This is a genomic window from Pseudomonas sp. JY-Q (assembly GCF_001655295.1).
GTDB lineage: Bacteria > Pseudomonadota > Gammaproteobacteria > Pseudomonadales > Pseudomonadaceae > Aquipseudomonas > Aquipseudomonas alloputida.
The window spans coordinates 4,238,451-4,257,758 of the sequence record NZ_CP011525.1; the positions used below are offsets into that span (position 1 = coordinate 4,238,451).

The following is a 19,308-nucleotide window of genomic DNA, read 5'->3' on the forward strand; positions in this document are numbered from 1 at the left end:
CCTGTCAAGAGATCAGATTTTCCAGATCTTCGGCTGATAGACGTTTGAGGGCCTCCAAGGATTTAGCCAAGGCATCGTTGACCGCCTGGGTGTGCGGCTGAGCACCAGCGATCTCGGCGCAGTAGGTTTGCAGGTCGTGGGTGGTGAACAGCGCCTTGACCGCTGTTTCCAGCTTCAACTGCTCACGCAGCCGCACGGTGACCTGGGTGGCCAGCAGCGAATGCCCGCCGAGGTCGAAGAAGTTGTCGGCAAGGCCGACCTGATCGACGTGCAGCACCTCCTGCCAGATCTGCGCCACCTGCTGCTGCAGCTCACTCTGCGGTGCCAGGTAGGCCACCCGGGCGACACTCAGGTCAGGGGCTGGCAGGCGGTTGCGGTCAAGCTTGCCATTGGGGGTGTGGGGGAAGGTTGCGACGAACGTCGTCCAGGTCGGCACCATGTACTCCGGCAACACGCTGCGCAGTTGCCGCTTCAGCGCCTCGCCCAGTGCCTCCCGCGTTTGCGCATCGTCGACCACGGCCACGTCCTGCGGCACCAGGTAAGCCACCAGCTGCTGGCCACCAGGCCCCGGCCGGGCGACTACCGCCGCTTCGCGAATGGCGGGATGACGCGCCAGTTGTGCCTCGATTTCACCGAGTTCGATACGATAGCCACGCATCTTCACTTGCTGGTCGATTCGCCCAAGGTATTCCACCACACCCTCGGCCCGGTAACGCGCCAGGTCGCCGGTGCGGTACAGCCGCTCACCGTTCCCGGCGAACGGGTCGGGGACGAAACGCTCGGCGGTCAGCCCTGGCCGCTGGTAATACCCGCGCGCCAGCCCCGCCCCGCCAATCAGCAGCTCGCCGGCAACGCCAACAGGGACTGGCGCCAGGTCCTCACCCAGCAGGTAGAGCCGGGTATTGTCCAACGGCCTGCCTAGCAACGCCTGCGGCCTGGCGGGCTGCAAGCGGTGCAGCGCCGACCAGATGGTGGTTTCGGTGGGCCCGTACAGGTTCCACAACGGCCCGCCCAGGGCCAGCAGCCGCTGGGCCAGGTCATCGCTCAGCGCTTCGCCGCCACACAGCTTCGTGCAGCCGGCCAGCACCTCGCCGCGGCCGCTGTCTAGCAGCATGCGCCAGGTCGAAGGGGTGGCCTGCAGCACGGTCACTGACTGCTGCGCTACCAGCTCCAGCACCCGCTGCGGGTCCTGTGCGGTATCCGGACCGGCCAGGACCACGCAGGCGCCCTGCACCAGCGGCAAGTACAACTCCAGCCCGAAGATATCGAACGAGAACGTGGTCAAGGACAACAGGCGGTCGCCGGTAGCCAGCCCCGGCGCCTTGGCCATGCTGGCGATGAAGTTGACCAGCGCGCCGTGGGGCACCATCACCCCTTTTGGCCTGCCGGTGGAGCCCGAGGTGTAGATCATGTAGGCAAGGTGCTCGGCCGACAGGTGCGGCTGCGGGTTGTGCACACTGTAGGCTGCCACGTTGCAGCCACTGCCCAGCGGGTGCTCGGGCGCCAGCAACAGACACTGGACCGTGGCCGGTATCGGCAGGCGTGCCTGGAGCGACGGCTGGGTCAGCAGCAGCCTGATGCCGCTGTCCTCCATCATGTAGGCCAGCCGCTCGTCCGGGTAGTGGGGGTCCAGCGGTACATAGGCACCCCCGGCCTTGAGCACGGCCAGCAAGGCGACGAGCATCTGTGGCGAGCGTTCGAGGGCCACCCCGACTTTGACGTCCGGCCCCACGCCGCCTTCGATCAGGCGCCAGGCCAGGCGGTTGGCGTGTTCGTTGAGTTGCTGGTAGCTCAGCGTCTGGTCTTCGAACTGCACGGCCGGTGCATGCGGTGTGGCATGGGCACGCTGCTCGATCAGGTGCTGGATGCAGGCGTCGGCAACCGGCACCGCCGTGTCATTCCAGGCTTGCCCGATCACGTCCAGCTCGCGGTCGCTGAGCAGTGGCAACGCGGCGATTCGCTGGCCCGCGTCCGCCACGATGCCGTCCAGCAATTGCAGCCAGTGCCCGGCCATGCGCGCCACGGTCGTGGCATCGAACAGATCGGTGGCGTAGTTGAAAGAAGCGCCGATCTGCCCTGGCGCTTCGAAGGTTTCCAGGGTGAGGTCAAACGGCGCGGTGCGCGTTTCGCCAGGCAAAGCCTCGATACGCAGCGCTGTGTCGCTGGCGGCCTGCTGGCCATTGCCCTGGCGCTGGTGGTTGAACATGACCTGGAACAACGGGCTGTGGCTCAGGCTGCGCCCCGGCTGCAAGGCTTCGACCAGTTGTTCGAACGGCAGCTCTTGATGGGCCTGGGCGTCGCTGGCGGCCTGGCGGGCTTGCTGCAACAGCGCGCGGAAGGTCTGCTGCGGCTCGATTTGCGCGCGCAGCACCTGGGTGTTGACGAAAAACCCGATCAACCCTTCGGTTTCTACCCGGTTGCGGTTAGCGATAGGCACACCCACGCGAATGTCCTGCTGCCCGCTGTAGCGCTGCAGCAAGGCCTGGAACGCGGCCAGCAACAGCACGAACAAGGTCACCCCTTCGTGGCGGGCCAGGTCTTGCAGGCGTTGGCACAGTTCGGCCGGCAAGCTGAAGTCGTGCCGTGCGCCGCGGTAGCTCATCAGCCCCGGGCGGGGCCGATCGGTGGGCAGTTCCAGCACCGGCTGCTGGCCACCCAACTGCGCTTGCCAGTAGGCCAGCTGCCGCTCGCGCTCACCGGCCTCCATCCAGCGCCGTTGCCAGATGGCATAGTCGGCGTACTGGATGGGCAGCGGCCGAACAGCCACGGCATGCCCTTGGCAGCAGGCACTGTAACCCTGCAGCAGTTCATCGACCATGACCTTCAGCGACCAGCCGTCAGCGGCGATGTGGTGCACCACCAGGCTGAACACATGGTCCTCGGCCGCCAGGCGCAGCAACGCCACGCGCAACACGGGGCCATGTTGCAGGTCGAACGGCTGCTCCCGGTGGGCTTCGACAAAGGCCTGAATCTGCGCCTGCTCATCGCCCACACCGCGCTCACGGCATTCGATCGCTACCGTCAGCTGTGGGGCGATTTGCTGGCGTGGGCCACCGTCGCGGCTGTCATGGGTGAACGTGGTGCGCAAGCTCTCGTGCCGCGCCAGCAGCGCATCGAAACTGCCTTGCAAGGCCTGCAGGTTCAGCGGGCCATGCAGGCGCAGGCTGACCCCGATGTTGTAGGCAGTGCCCTGAGGCTCCATCTGCCACAGGAACCATTGGCGCTCCTGGGCAAACGACAACGGCACCACGGTGGTGTCGTCGCGCACCAGCGGAATGGGCAGGTTGGCCGGGGATACGCCCTCTTCAAGCATTTTCTGCAGGTATTGGCGACGCTTTTCCAGCGGCAGATTGATGAAGCGCTGAGCAATTTTCGTGGCGACTGCGGTGTCCATCACACCTCCTCCATTTCGTCCAGCAGAGCCGACAGCTTGCTGAGTGTTTGTGTGTCCGCCGGCGCAGATGCCTGGGCCAGCTGTTCGGCGAAGCTCGCCAGGGTTGGGTGCTGGAAAATCAGTTGCGGGGTCAGGCTCAGGCCGAGTTCCAGTTGCACCCGCGATACCACGCTCACGGCCAGCAATGAATGGCCGCCCAGTTCGAAGAAGTGGTCGTCCAGGCCCACTTGCTCAAGCTTGAGCACGTCCTGCCAGATGGCTGCCAGCTGCTGTTCCAGCTCACTGCCTGGGGCGCGATAACCTTGCTGCAACAGGCTGGCATCGGCCTTGGGCAGGGCCTTGCGGTCGAGCTTGCCGTTGGCTGTCAGCGGCCACCGGTCGAGCAGCAGCAGGTGCGCCGGGACCATGTAGTCCGGCAGCGCTTCCTTCAGCTGTTCGCGCAGCTGCGCGCGCAGCCCGGCCTGCTGCTCCAGCGCTACCTCGGCAGCGGGGATCAGGTAGGCCACCAGCTGCTGGCCGGTCGCGCCTTCCTGGGCCAGCACCAGGGCCTCGCGCACCTGCGGCTGGGCCTGCAGGCGGGCTTCGATTTCCCCCAGCTCGATGCGGAAGCCGCGGATCTTCACCTGGTGGTCGATGCGTCCCACATACTCGATCACCCCGTCGGCGTGGTAGCGCGCCAGGTCACCGGTGCGGTACAGGCGCCCGCCAGGGGCACCGAACGGGTCCGGCACGAAGCGCGTGGCGCTCAGGTCGCTGCGCTTGAGGTAGCCGCGCGCCAGGCCGGCGCGGCCCACGTACAGCTCGCCGATGCAGCCTTTGGCTACCGGGTTCAGGTCGCCGTCGAGCACATACCAGGACAGGTCGGGGATCGGCACGCCCATCGGGCTGCTGGCCGCCTTGCCCAGGTCGGCCAGCGACAGCGGCCGGTAGCTGACATGCACGGTGGTTTCGGTGATGCCGTACATGTTCACCAGCTGCGGCTGGCGGTCGCCGAAGCGCTCGAACCACGGTGCCAGGCTGTTGACGTCCAGCGCCTCGCCCCCGAACACCACGCTGCGCAGTGCCAGTGGCCGCTGCGGCTCGGCCGTGGTGGCCACCGCCATCAGTTGCTTGAACGCCGACGGGGTCTGGTTCAGCACCGTGACCTGTTCATCGGCCAGCAACTGGTAGAAGGCCTCGGGCGATCGGCTGGTGTGCTGCGGCACAATCACCAGGCGCCCGCCGTACAGCAGGGCGCCGAAGATTTCCCACACCGAGAAGTCGAAGGCATAGGAGTGGAACAGGCTCCACACGTCGTCGCTGCCGAAGCGGAAGTCGGCGTCGGTGGCCGTGAACAGGCGCAGCACGTTGCGCTGCGGCAGCAGCACGCCCTTGGGCTTGCCGGTGGAACCGGAGGTGTAGATCACGTAGGCGAGGTTGTCCGGGCTGACCGTGACCGGCGAGCAGGCCAGCGGGTCGGCCTGGCTGCTGTCATCATTGCTTTCCAGGCTGAGCACGCGCACGCCTGCCGGCACCGGCAGGCTGGCCAGCACCTGGGGCTGTGCCAGCACGCGCTGCAGGCCGCTGTCTTCGATCATGTAGGCCAAACGGTCGGCCGGGTAGGCCGGGTCCAGCGGCACATAGGCACCGCCAGCCTTGAGGATGGCGAAGATGCCAACAACCATGTCCAGCGAGCGCTCGGCAGCCAGGCCGACCAGCACGTCGGGCCCGACCCCGTCGTCGACCAGGCGCCGGGCCAGGGCGTTGGCACGCTGGTTGAGCTGGGCATAGCTCAGGGCCTGGCCCTCGCAGGTGACAGCGATGGCATCGGGGGTGCGCTGCACCTGGGCCTCGATGCGGCTGTGCAGGGCCTGGTTGGCCGGGTGCTCGGCGGGGGCAGGGTTCCACTGGGCGAAGGTGGCCTGCTGCTGTTGCGCATCGAGCAGCGTCAGGCTGCCCAGCGCCTGGTGCGCCGAGGCCTCGACAATCTGCTCCAGCAACTGTCGCAGGTGCCCAGCCAGTTGCTCGACCTGCACGGCAGCGAAGCAGCCACGGTCGTAGCCGAAGGTCACCGACAGCGTCTCGCCCTGGTTGACCGCCAGGGTCAATGGGTAGTTGGCCTGCTCATGGTTGTGCACCGCATCGAAACGCAGCCCCTCGGGTGCCGTTTGCTGGAGGATCTCCGAGACCGGGTAGTTCTCGAACACCATGATGCTGTCGAACAGCCCCTCGCCGCCGTGACCGGCCCAGCGCTGGATCTCGAACAACGGCGTGTGTTCGTGTTCACGCAATTGCAGGTTGAGGCTTTGCAACGCTTGCAGCCATTGCACCACGGGTTGTTCCGGGCGCGGGCTGGCAACCACCGGCAAGGTGTTGATGAACAGCCCGATGTGCGCTTCGACGCCGCGCAGCTCGGCAGGACGCCCTGCTACGGTGACACCGAATGCGACCGCCGCCTGCCCGGTATAACGCTGCAACAGCAACAACCAGGCCCCTTGCATCAAGGTGTTGAGCGTGACCTTGTGCTGCCGGGCGAAATCGCTGAGCTGGCGGGTTTGCTGGCGATCACGCAGCAGGACAACCTGCCCCTGCCCGGCCATGCCGGCTTCGGCCAATGGCTGGCCGGTCGCCAGGCTGCGGCTGAGCAGTGTGGGCTGTTCCAGGTCCGCCAGGCGGGCTTTCCAGAACTGCTCGCTGGCCTGCGCATCCTGGCGCTGCAACCAGCCGATGTAATCGCGGTAGCGCCCTGCCGGCGCCGCTGGGCGAGGCTCGCCGCGGGCCTGGGCGCCGTATTGTTCGAGTACCTCCCCCAGCAGCTGCGAATAGCTCCAACCGTCCATGAGGATGTGGTGGTTGGTATCGATCAGGTGGTAGCGATCGTCGCCAATGCGGATGACCTGGATGCGTTGCAGCGGCGCCTTGCCCAGGTCGAACCCGCGCAGGCGTTCGGCGTTGGCCAACTGGTCGAGCGCGGTGGGCAGCTCCCGCCGCTCGCGCCAATCCTGGTACACCAGCGCCACGGCCAGGTGCTTGTGAATGACCTGCAACGGTTGCTGCTGGCCCTGCCACAGCACACTGGCGCGCAGCACCTCGTGGCGGTCGTAGACTGCCTGCCAGGCGGCCCGCAGCCGTTCGGCATCCAGCCCCTGCACATCGGCACGCATCTGGTTGATGTAGTCACCACTGCCCTGCTCGTACAGCGAGTGGAACAGCATGCCTTGCTGCATCGGCGACAGCGCGTAGATGTCTTCGACTTGCGCCGCCGGTACCGGCAACGCATCGAGCTGGGCCTGGCTCAGGCCCGCCAGCGGGAAGTCCGAAGGTGTCATGCCCTGCTCACCGGCCTCGTTGGCCTGCAGGCAATGCTCGACCAGGCTGCGCAGCTCGCGCCCGTAATCGTCCGCCAGGCGTTGCACGGTCTGTTCGTCAAACAGGTCGAGGCTGAACGTCCAGCCCATGCGCAGCTCACCGCCATAGACCTGGCCATTGAGGCTGAGCCAGTTTTCCAGCGGCGCGTCAGCGCTCTGCTCGGCGCCGACGCCCAGCCGGGAAGGTTGCAGCAAGGCATCACCGGCGCCATCGAAGCTGGCGTCGAACTGCCCCAGGTAGTTGAAGGTGATGCGTGGTGTTGCCAGGCCTAGCAGGGCCTGACGCTGCTCGTCACTGCCAAGGTAACGCAGTACACCGTAACCCAGGCCTTTGTTGGGGATGGCGCGCAACTGCTCCTTGACCTGCTTGATCGACGCGCCCAGCTCGCCCTCGACGCGCAGGCACACCGGGTACAGGCTGGTGAACCAGCCGACGGTTCGGCTGAGGTCAAGGTCGGCGGACAGTTCTTCTCGGCCATGCCCTTCCAACTGAATCAGCGTCGCGGCCTGGCCGCTCCAGCGACCCACCACGCGCGCCAGCGCAGTCAGCAGCAAGTCGTTGACCTGAGTACGATAGGTGGCCGGAGCCTCTTGCAGAAGCTGCCGGGTCACTTCGCGGTCAAGTTGCGTGCTGACCGTGCGCGCACGTCGGCGTTGTTGCCCGGCACCTGGGTGGTCGCAGGGCAGCTCGGCGTGGTCGTGCTGCAACTGCGCCTGCCAGTACGCCAGCTCGCTGCCAAGCCCTTCGCTGCCAGCATAGGCTTGCAACTGCCCGGCCCAGTCCCTGAGCGAACTGGTCTTGGCCGGCAGCACCACCGTTTGGCCCGCCACGCATTGACGATAAGCGCGTTGCAGGTCTTCCAGCAGGATTCGCCAGGACACCCCGTCGACCAACAGGTGATGGATCACCAGCAACAAGCGCTGGCACTCGCCCGGTTGCGTTACCAGCACCGCACGCACCAGGTCGCCGCTGCCCAGGCACAGGCTGGCCTGGGCCTGGTCGCACAATGCCTCCAGCGCCTGCGCATCGGCACAGTCACGCTGCCACAACAGCGCGTGGCGCACGTGCGCTTCGCCGAAGCTGGCGCGCCAGCCCTGTTCGCTTTCGTCGAACTTCAGGCGCAAGCCGTCATGGTGCACCACCAACTGGTGCAGGGCGTGTTCCAGCCGGTCGGCATCCAGCGGCTGCAGGGCGTCCAGCAGCACCGACTGGTTCCAGTGATGGCGCTCGAGAATAGCCAGCGCGAAGAATTCGGCCTGGGCCGGCAGCAGGTGCAGCTCACCGCTGACCGGGCCCTGGTCGATCTGCTGCTGAGCGGCACCCCGCCGAGCGACACGCGCCAGGCCCTGCACCGTCTGCTGCTCGAAAACATCTTTGGGGCTGAAGGCGATGCCGGCCTGGCGGGCGCGCCCGACCACCTGGATGGAAACGATCGAATCGCCACCCAGTTCGAAGAAGTTGTCGTCCAGCCCCACCTGCTCAAGCTTGAGCACGTCCTGCCAGATCGCGGCCAGCTGCTGCTCCAGTTCACTGCGCGGGGCAACATAGGCCTGGCGTGCCTGACTCATGTCCGGCAGCGGCAGCGCCTTGCGGTCTACCTTGCCGTTCGGCGTCAGCGGCAGACGCGCCATCAGCACCCAGTGCACAGGTACCATGTAGTCGGGCAGACGGGCTTTCAGGCTGGCTTTGAGCTGTTGCTTGAGCGCGTCGGCAGCCACAGCGTCATCCGCCACGCAATAGGCCACCAACTGCGGCCCGTTGGCGCCGGGCTGGGCCATCACCACCGCCTCGCGTACCTGATCGCTGTCGAGCAACGTGGCTTCGATTTCGCCCAGCTCGATACGGAAACCGCGGATCTTGACCTGGTGATCGACCCGGCCGACGTATTCCAGCACGCCGTCGGCACGGCGCCGGGCCAGGTCGCCAGTGCGGTACAGGCGCTCGCCGGGCGCCCCGCAAGGGTGCGGAATAAAGGCCTGGGCAGTACGCAGTGGGTCGCCGACATAGCCACGGCCCACGCCGGTTCCTGCCACGCACAGCTCTCCGGTGACGCCCAGCGGCGCCAGCTCCAGCGCGGCGTCCAGCACATACAGGCGGTTGTTGTCGGTGGGGCTGCCAATGGGCAGGTACACGCCTTGCGTGCTCGCCAGGTCGACGCGGAAAAACGCCACGTCATCGGAACATTCGGCCGGCCCATAGGCATTGACCAGCCCGACATCGGGATAGCGCTGCAACCATTGACGAGCGAGCTCCGGCGCCAGCGCTTCGCCAGTGGGCAGCATCCAGCGCAGCGACGGCACGGCAATGGCCGGGGCCTGGAACATACCCTGGATCAACGACGGCACGCTCTCGAGCACACTGATGCGCTGCTCGCGCACCTGCTGCAGCAAGGCTTCAGGGTCATGGGCCAGTTCGTTTGGCACAATCTGCACACAGCCGCCAAACAGTGGCGCTGCAAGGAACTGCCACACGGAGATGTCGAAGCTCTGCGACGCAGTCTGGGCGATCACGTCGTCCGGCCCCAGGCCCAGGTAAGGCACCTTGCTCAGTTGGTTGTTGAGCATGCCCGCCTGCTCGACCATCACCCCTTTGGGCTGCCCGGTCGAGCCCGAGGTGTAGATCACGTATGCCAGGTGCTGCGGGCCACTGTAGCGCTGCGGGTCGTGCTCGGCGCTGCCAGGCCGGTCGAGGGTTTCCAGCACCAGCAGCTGCGGCCGCGGTGCTTCGTCCAGTGCGTCCAGCAAAGCCTCGGCCTGCGCCTGGCAAGCCTCGGTGCAGAGCAACACCGGGGTGCGGCTCAAGGCGACGATATGGCTCAGGCGTTGTTGTGGCAGGCCAGGGTCCAGTGGCAGGTAGCCGGCGGCGGCCTTGAAGGTGCCCACCATCATGCCCAGCAGCTCAAGGCTGCGCTGCGCCAGCAATGCCACTGGCTGGTCAGGCCCGACCCCCAGCGCAATCAGCCCATGGGCCACACGGTTGGCACGGCGGTTGAGCTCGCTGTAGCTGTACTGCCGGTCGCCGCAGCGCGCAACGACCGCCTGTGGGGTACGGGCGACCTGCGCTTCGAACAGCTCGGCATAACTGTGCTGCAGCGGGTAATCGGCAGCCGTCTGGTTGACGTGCTGCAACAGCCCTTCGCGGGTGGCAGGGGCTACCAGGCAGAACGCGCCCAGGCAGCTGTCCAGCGGCAAGCTCAGGCACTGCTGCAGCACATGCTGGAAGTTGTCCGCCAGCGCAGCCAGCGCCGGGCGCTGCAGATGCTCCAGCGCATGGCTGTAGTGCAACTGCAAGGTCTGCCCTTGGCTGATCGACAAGGTCAGCGGGTAATGCGTCTGTTCGCGGCTGTAGACCTCGCCGAAGCTCAAGCCTGCCGGGGCACCCTGCTGCAGTGCTTCGGAAACGGGGTAGTTCTCGAAGACGAGGATGTTGTCGAACAGGGTCTCGCCGCCCTGCCCGCTCCAGCGCTGGATGTCGAACAGCGGGGTGTGTTCGAACTCGCGCATGGCCACGTTCTGCGCCTGCAGCTGCTGCAGGAATTGCGCGAACGGCAGCTGCGGGGCCGGGCTGGCAGTGACCGGCAAGGTGTTGATGAACAGGCCCACCTGCTGCTCGATGCCCTTGAGCGCCGCCGGGCGCCCGGCAACCGTGGCCCCGAACGTGACGCTGTCCTGCCCGGTATAGCGTTGCAGCAGCAACAGCCAGGCACCCTGCAGCAAGGTGTTGAGGGTGACCTTGTGTTGACGCGCCAGTGCCACCAGTTGCCCGGTGGTGGCGGCATCGATCACCTGCACATGCTCGGCGTAGCCCTGCCCGGCTTCGGCCTGGGCCTCGTAGGCAATGGCCTGCGCCAGGCGGGTGGGCCCTTGCAGGTCGCGCAGGCAGTCTTTCCAGAACGCTTCACCAGCAGCGGCGTCCTGCCGGCCCAGCCAGCCGATGTAATCGCTGTAGCGGCTGGTGACCGGTGGCAATGCCGAGGGCTGCCCGTCGCCCAGCAGGGCGTACTGGTGCAGCACTTCGCCCAACAGCTGGGAGTTGCTCCAGCCGTCCATGAGGATGTGATGGCTGGTATAGAGCAAGTGCTGTCGAGCCGGACCGGTGCGCACCAGCGCCAGGCGCAGCAACGGCGCCTGGCTGAGGTCGAAGCCCTGCTGGCGCTGGTCGAGTGCCAGTTGCTCGAGGGCAGCCTCAAGGCCTTCGCGCCCCTGCCAGTCGTGCACCACGAACGGCAGTTCAACGTGTTTGCGTACCACCTGCAGGGCCTGCTCGTGTTCCCAGTGGAACTGCGTGCGCAAGATATCGTGGCGCTGCAGTACAGCCTCCCAGGCACGGCGGAAACGCTCGACATCCAGGCCGTCGACATCGACGCGCATCTGGTTCACGTAATCCCCCGCCTGCTGCTCGTACAAGGCGTGGAACAGCATGCCCTGCTGCATCGGCGCCAGCGGGTAGAGGTCGGCGATCTCGGCCGCGGGCACTGGCAGTTGGTCCAGCTGGGCCTGCGACAGGCGCGCCAGCGGGAAGTCGGACGGCGTCACACCGCACACCCCCGGTGTACAGCAGTGCTCGATCAACGCCTGCAATTCGCGGGTGTAATCTGCGGCCAGGCGCTCAAGGGTGGCGCTATCGAACAGCTCGCGGCTGAACGTCCAGCCCAGGCTCAGCTCACCGCCGTACACCTGGCCATTGAGGCTCAACAGGTTGCCCAGCGGCGCCTGCGCGTCGTGATCGGCGCCCTTGTCTTCCTTGGCCGGCACGAACAGCGCTTCGGCCTGATCGAAGCTGCCATCGAACTGGCCCAGGTAGTTGAAGGTGATTTCCGGCAGCGGTGCATGGCCCAGTTGCTGGCGCGCCTCGGCGCTGCCCCATTGGCCCAGCACCCCGAAACCGATGCCGTTGTCGGGAATGCTGTGCAGGTGCTGCTTGACCTGCTTCAAGGTGTGGGAACGCTCGCTGGGCACCGCCAGCTTCAGCGGGAACACCGTGGTGAACCAGCCGAGCGTGCGGCTGAGGTCCAGGTCGTCGAACAGTGCTTCACGGCCATGACCTTCCAGCAGCACCGACACTTCGTCGCGCCCGGTCCAGCCTGCAATCACCCGCACCAAGGCTGCCAGCAGCAGGTCGTTGACCCGTGTGCGGTAGGCGGCCGGCGCCTCGCGCAGCAGCCGCTCGGTCCATGCCCGGTCCAGGCGGCTGTAAACCGTGTGGGCGTGGCACTGCTGATTGGCTGCGGCCAGGTCGCTGACCTGCCGACGCGGCAGTGCGGCGCACCCCTGCAACTGCTCGCACCAGTAGCCAAGCTGGCCCTGCATGTGCGCTGCATGCCCCCGCAAGCGCTTGGCCCATGCCTGAATGGAATGGCTCTTGGCGGGCAGGTTCGGCTGGTTACCCGCAAGCACGGCAGCGTAGGCCTGTTGCAGGTCCTCCAGCAGAATGCGCCATGACACCCCATCCACCACCAGGTGATGAACGACCAACAGCAACCGCTGGCTGCCGTCCGCCAGCGTTGCCAGCAAGGCACGCAGCAATGGCCCGTTTTCCAGGTCAAGGCTGCGCTGCGCTTGCTCGAGCAAAGTGTGCAACCCACCTTCATAATCCACCGCGGCCTGCCACAGCAGCGCCGCCTGGGCGCACTGGGCAGGGCTGCGGTAGTGCGCCTTCCAGCCGTCATCGGCGGGCGCAAAGCTCAGGCGCAAGGCATCATGGTGCTCGACCAGGGCGTGCAGGGCCCGCTCCAGATCAGCAGCGTTCAAAGGCTGCCGTGGTTCAAGCAGGATCGACTGGTTCCAGTGGTGACGTGCCGGGATCTCCTGGGCAAAGAACAGCTGGTGCACCGGTAGCAGCAGTTGCTCACCACTGAGCGGCCCCTGGTCGGCTTGCACCTCGCATGCGCCGACCTGGGCAACGCTGGCCAGTGCGGCCACGGTCTGATGCTCGAACAGATCACGGGCACTGAACAGCAGGCCGTCCTGTCGCGCCCGACTGACCAGCTGGATCGAGATGATCGAGTCGCCCCCGAGCTCGAAGAAGTTGTCACTCACGCCCACCTGCGGGAGCTTCAGCACGCGCTGCCACAACGCGGCAAGACGCTGCTCCAGGGCATTGCGTGGCGCCACGTAGGCCTGCTGCAGGGCGCTGAAGTCGGGTGCCGGCAGTGCTTTGCGGTCGAGCTTGCCGTTGGGCAGCAACGGCAGTTGCTCAAGCACCAGCCAATGGGTCGGCAGCATGTAGTCCGGCAGGCTCTGGCGCAGCGCCGCCTTCAGTTGCTCGCGCTGCTCGGCCGGCCCGTGTGCGGCAATGCTATCGGCCAGCACCAGGTATGCCGCCAGCTGCTTGCCGCTTGGGCCGTCGACGGCTACCACCACGGCCTCGCGCACCTCGGCGCAGGCCAGCAGGCACGCCTCGATTTCGCCCAGCTCGACGCGGAAGCCACGGATTTTTACCTGGTTATCGATCCGCCCCAGGTAATCGAACTGCCCGTCGGCGCGCAGGCGAACCTGGTCACCGGTGCGGTACAGGCGCGCACCCTCGGTGCCAAACGGGTCGGGCACGAAGCGCTCGGCCGTCAGCCCCGGGCGCCCCAGGTAGCCGCGGGCCAGGCCGGCACCGCCCAGGTACAGCTGCCCGGCCACGCCTGCTGGCAGCAGGCCCAGGGCGGCGTCCAGCACACACGCACTGCGCTCGCCGACAGGCTGGCCGATCGGTGCATAGGCGCTGTCGCAATGATCCCCGGCGCGGGTACGCCAGACCATCGGCGTGACCACGGTCTCGGTGGGGCCATACCCATTGATCATCACCTGGGGTTGCAGGCTTTGCTGCACCCGCTCGTAAGTCGCCCGCGGCATGGCATCGCCGCCAAAGCTGTAAAGACGAACCGGTGGAGGGTTACCGGCATGCGCCGCATGCTCGGCCAGCTGTTGCAGGTAGGCCGGCGGGAATCCGGCCATGGTCACCCCATGCCGGCGTATCTCCTCGTAGGTGCGCTCGGGGCTCCACAGCTCATCGTCGCGCAGCAGCAGGCTGCCCCCCATGACCAGCGAGGTCAGCCAGCGTTCATGAGCACCGTCGAAGGCAAACGACAGGAAATGCAGCTCACGGTCCGCCGGGGTCATTTCGTACCATTGGCCAGTGGCCAGGCAGTGCATGGCCAGCGGCCCGTGTGCGACCGCAACGCCTTTGGGCTGGCCGGTAGAACCCGAGGTGTAGATCACGTAGGCCAGGTTCTGTGGGTTCAATGCCACGGTGGGTGCATGTTCGGCGCCCGGCTGCTCAACCCGTTGGTCGAGCAGCAGCGTACGCATGCCGGCCTGCACGTCCAGGCCCGGCAGCACCCGGCTGTGACTGAGCAACAGGTCGATGCCGCTGTCCTGCATCATGTAGGCCAGGCGCTCTGCCGGGTACTGGGGGTCCAACGGCAGGAACGCGCCACCGGCCTTGAGGATGCCCAGCAAACCGACAACCATGTCGAGCGAACGCTCCAGGGCGATGCCCACCAGCACGTCGGGGCCGACACCCAGCGCCCGCAGGCGGTGTGCCAGCTGGTTGGCCCGGGCCTCAAGCTGGCCGTAGCTCAGTTGCTGGTCGCCGATCAGCAGCGCTACCGCTTGCGGTTGGCGCCGGGCCTGCTCGGCAATCAGCTGGTGAACCGCCGCCGGCGCGGCCGCGAGCCCCGCCTGTTGCCAGCCCTGCAACAGGGCCGCCTGCTCCTGCGGCGCCAGCAACGGCAGCTCGCCGACAGCCTGGGCTGGGTCGGCGGCCAGGCCGCGCAGCAAGTTGCACCAGTGCTCAGCCATGCGTTGCAGGGTAGCGGCTTCAAACAGCTCGGCAGCGTAGAGGAACGACACGTTGATCGCCGCGTCGGTCTCCAGCGTTTCCAGGGTCAGGTCGAATTGCGCGGTGCCACCCTGCAGGGTCATTTCCTCGGCATGCAAACCTGCCAGGCTGGTGCTGCCCACCTGCTGGCCGGCAATGCTGAGGTGGTTGTACATCACCTGGAACAGCGGGTTGCGGTCCAGCGAGCGTTGCGGGTTCAAGGCCTCGACCAGGCGGTCGAACGGCAGGTCCTGATGCGCTTGGCCGGCCAGCGCCGTGGCCTTGACCTGGCTGAGCAGCGCCGCGCCGCTCATGGCCGGGTCGACTTCGACGCGCATGACCAGGGTATTGACGAAAAAGCCCAGGACGTTTTCCAGCTCTTGCCGGCTGCGGTTGCTCACCGGTATGCCGATGCGCACATCGGGTTGTTCGCAGTAGCGTTGCAACAACAGGGCAAAAGCGCCGAGGAACAGCTGGAACAGGGTCAGCTCATGCTCACGCGCCAACTGCCGCAAGCGCTGCGCCAGTTCGCTGTCCAAGGCGAACGCGACGCGCCCCAGCCGGTGGTCTTTCAGCGCGCTGCGCGGGTGGTCGATTGGCAGTTCCAGGATGGGCTGCTCGCTTCCCAGCTGCCCGCGCCAGTAGTCCAGCTGGCGCTGGAGCTCGCCCTGGTCAAGCCAGTGCTTGTGCCAGGCGGCGTAATCGGCGTACTGGATCGGCAGCTTGGCCAATGCCGGCGCCTCGCCCCGGTGCAGGGCCTGGTACAGGGCAACGAACTCACGCACCATCACGCTCATCGAACCACCATCGGAAATGATGTGGTGCAAGGTGACCACCAGCAGCTGGTCCTGCTCGCCCAACTGCAGCACCCTGGCGCGCCACAACGGGCCGGTGCCCAGGTCGAACAGCCGCTGGGTCTCGGCCAGTACCTGAGCCTGTATCTGTGCCAGCTCGGCCGTTGCCGGCAGTCGGTCCCAGGCCAGCGGTAGTTGACCCGCAGGCTGGATGCGCTGCAGCAACACGCCATCGCGCTCGACGAACGTCGTGCGGAAGGCTTCATGGCGTTCGCAGAGGATCGCGAAGGCCTGGGTCAATGCGGCGCGATCCAGTTCGCCACGCAGGCGCACGACCATAGGTGTGTGGTAGGCGGTGCTGTGCGGCTGCATCTGCCAGAACAGCCATTGCCGCTGCTGGGCATGCGACGCGGCCAGGGGCTGGTCACGCGGCACCGCTGCGATCGGCTCGACGTGCTGCGCGCCAGCGCCCAGTACCTGTTCGGCAAAGCCCTGTAGCGAGTTGCTTTCGAAAAGGCTGCGCAACGGTACGTCACGCCCCAGGATGCGCCGGACCCGGGCGATGATCTGCGTCGCCAGCAGGGAATGCCCACCCAGGGCGAAGAAGTTGTCATCAAGCCCTACCTGGGCAACGTTCAGCACGTCCTGCCAGATCAGCGCCAGCTGCTGTTGCAAGGTGGTCTGCGGGGCACGGTAGGCCTGTGCCGGGCCTTCGTCAGGCACCGGCAAGGCACGCAAATCGAGCTTGCCGTTGAGTGTCAGTGGCATGCCGGGCAATGCCATGAAGCGGCTCGGCAGCATGTATTCCGGCAACTGCCTGGCCAGCGCCGCTTGTACGTCGGCAAGCACCTGCGGGGCGTCGGCCTGGCTGTCGGGCACCACGTAGGCGACGATACGGGCCGCGCTGCCGGTGCCGTGGATAACGGCCACGGCGTCGTGCACACGGGGCTGGCGCTTGAGGGTGTCGGTGATTTCACCCAGTTCGATGCGGTAACCGCGAATCTTCACCTGATGGTCGACCCGCCCCAGGTAATCGACCTGGCCGTTCGCCAACTGCCGCGCCAGATCGCCGGTACGGTACACCCGGCTACCGGCGGCCCCGAACGGGTTGGGCACGAAGCGTTCAGCGGTCATCGCCGCGCGGCGGTGATAGCCTCGCGCCACCCCTGCACCGGCAAGATACAGTTCGCCCTGGCAACCGGTGCTCAGCGGTTGCAGCGAAGCGTCCAGCACATAAGCCTGCATGTTGGCCAACGGCCGCCCAAGCGGCGCACGCCCGGTCGCCGGTGGCGCCTCGACCGCATCAGCGAGCGCGCCCACGGTGGTTTCGGTTGGGCCGTAATGGTTGAACAGCGTGCAGTGCGGGGCCAGCTGCGCCAGTTGTGCCATCAGCCCGGCGGGGCAAGCCTCGCCGCCCAGCACCAGCGCACGCTGCGGCAGTGCCCGGGCCGGGTGCGGGCCATCGAGCAATGCCTGCAGGTGGGAAGGGACAATTTTCAGCACGTCCACCGCGTGTGCGTGCATGTAGGCGGCAAAGCGCTCGGCGTCCAGGCTGATGTCCAGGGCAATCACATGCAGGCAGCTGCCGCTGCACAGTGCGCCGAACAGGGTGGTATGGCCAAGGTCGGCCGCCAGCGTGGAAACCACCGCCATGCTCGCGACCCGGCCCAGCGCCAGGCGCTGCAAGGCCGCCTGCACGTAGTTGGCCAGGGCGCCATGGCTGATGGTGACACCCTTCGAACGCCCGGTAGAGCCCGAGGTATAGATGACATAGGCCAGGTTATCGGCATTCAACTGTGCAGGCGGAGCCGTCGTACTGAAGCGCGCCAGCTCCTCTGCTGCCTGGTCGAGCACCAGGTAGCGCACTTGTGTGTCCTGCGGTAGACGGGGCAGCAGCGCCTGCTGGGTCAGCAGCAGTTGAACACCGCTGTCGTCGAGCATGTAGGCAAGCCGCTCTTGCGGGTATTCGGGGTCGAACGGCACATAGGCACCGCCGGCCTTGAGGATGGCCAGCAGGCCAACGATCATCTCCACCGACCGTTCGACTGCAATACCCACCCGTACTTCAGGCCCGACGCCCCACTCGATCAGTTGGTGTGCCAGCCGGTTGGCATCGGCATCGAGTTCGGCATAGCTCAGTTGCCGGTCGCCGAACACCAGTGCCGGGGCCTGCGGCTGCTGCGCCACCTGCGCGGCGAACAGCGCAAGTATGTTGTCGACGGCGAACTCGCTGGCGGCCGGTTGGCTGGCCTGCAGCAGCCGCTGCCGCTCGCCGGCACCCAGCAGCGGCAAATCGCCGATGGCCGCCAGCGGGTCGGCGGCCATGGCCTGCAACAGGTTCAGCCAATGGCTCGCCATACGTTCGATGGTGGCCGGGGCGAACAATTCGCGGGCATAGGTGAAGGCGGCCTGCACCTGGCCATCGCGCTCCACGGTATCGAGGGTGAGCTCGAACTGGACACTGCGCTCGTGGCGCTCCAGCACGTGCAGCTCAAGGCCTGATTCGCTGCGCAAGGCGCCGATGTCGGCGACGTTCGCCTGATGGTTGTGCAACACCTGGAACAACGGCGTGTGGCTGAGGCTGCGCTCGACTTGCAGGCCTTCGACCAAACGCTCGAACGGCAAATCCTGGTGGCTCTGGGCCGCGCGGGTGGTTTCGCGGATATCGGCCAGCAATTGGGCGACGGACATCTGCGGGTCGAGCTCGGTGCGCAACACCTGGGTGTTGACGAATACGCCAATCAGCCCCTCGACTTCTTCGCGATTGCGGTTGGCGACCGGCACCCCGACACGGATGTCCTGCAGGCCACTGTAATGTTGCAAAAGCAGCTTGAAACCGGCCAACAGCACACTGAACAAGGTGACCCCTTGCTGACGCGCCAGGCCCGCCAGGCGCTCGCTCAGGCCGTGTGGCACCGCGATGGGCAGGCGCTGGCCCTGGCGGCTGGCATGCAGCGGGCGCGGGTAGTCGGCAGGCAACTGCAATACCGGGTGCTGGTCGCCCAGCTTGGCCTGCCAGTAAGCCAGCTGTCGCACCTGCTCCCCGGCCTCCAGCCAACGCCGCTGCCACAGCGCATAGTCACTGTACTGGATCGGCAACTCAGGCAGCACCGGCACCTGCCCGCGAACCAAGGCGTCGTAGCCGTGGACGAATTCCTGGATGAGCACGTTCATCGACCAGCCGTCGGCGACGATATGGTGCAGGGTCAACAGCAGCACATGCTCCTGTGCCGCCAGCTTCAACAAGCGTACGCGAAACAGCGGGCCCTGCTGGAGGTCGAAGGGCAAACCGGCTTCGTCCCGCACCGCCTGCGCGACGGCGGCGTCGCGGGCCTCGGCGGCCAGCGCCTGAAGGTCGTGTTCTTCAATGACGATGGCCGCTGGCTGCACCACTTGCACCACGTCGTCACCCTGGGTCTGGAACACAGTACGCAGGGCCTGGTGACGCTGCAGTACCTGCTCGAACGCGCGCTGTACCGCCGAGGTGTCCAGCGCCCCTTTCAGCACCACCGCACTGGGCAGGTTGTAGGCGGCACCGTGTGGGTCCAGTTGCCACAGAAACCACATGCGCTGCTGGGCATAGGACAGTGCATGGCGATCGTCGACGGCGACGTCCGCAGGGATCGGGAATTGTGAAAAGTCGATACCCTCGCTGGCCAGGGTTTCGAGAAACAGCCGCCGCTTTTCCACCGGCAGCTCAATGAAACGGCGGGCGAGCTTCAGGGACTTCTCAACATTCATCGGGTTTCATCCGTGCACATGGGTTTCGAGTAACAACTCGGCTATCCCTACGAAACGGATGGAACACCGGGAAAATTAACCCGTCACGGCCACCGGCAAAGGCAGGCTCAGCGGGGGCCTGGGGTTCGCCATGACAGACGGTTTTCCGGTTTGCCTGCCCTCGCGCGTCATAAGGGTACCGGCGGGATTTTCCTCATACCGCGAGGGATCGACGCGCAAGCC

Annotated in this window: 2 protein-coding genes; both read right to left on the reverse strand. The window is 66.4% G+C overall.

Annotation, left to right across the window (positions count from 1 at the left end; all coding sequences use genetic code 11):
• Positions 1–4: 4 nt before the first annotated feature.
• The gene (locus AA098_RS19155; RefSeq protein ID WP_003248426.1) at positions 5–3,394 is read right to left on the reverse strand and encodes a non-ribosomal peptide synthetase; all 3,390 of its coding nucleotides are present in this window, start codon (positions 3,392–3,394) and stop codon (positions 5–7) included.
• Entirely contained in the window at positions 3,394–19,086 is a 15,693-nt protein-coding gene (locus AA098_RS19160; protein WP_064614921.1) for a non-ribosomal peptide synthetase, read from the reverse strand. Before AA098_RS19160 ends, AA098_RS19155 begins: the two co-directional genes overlap by 1 nt.
• Positions 19,087–19,308 lie beyond the last annotated feature (222 nt).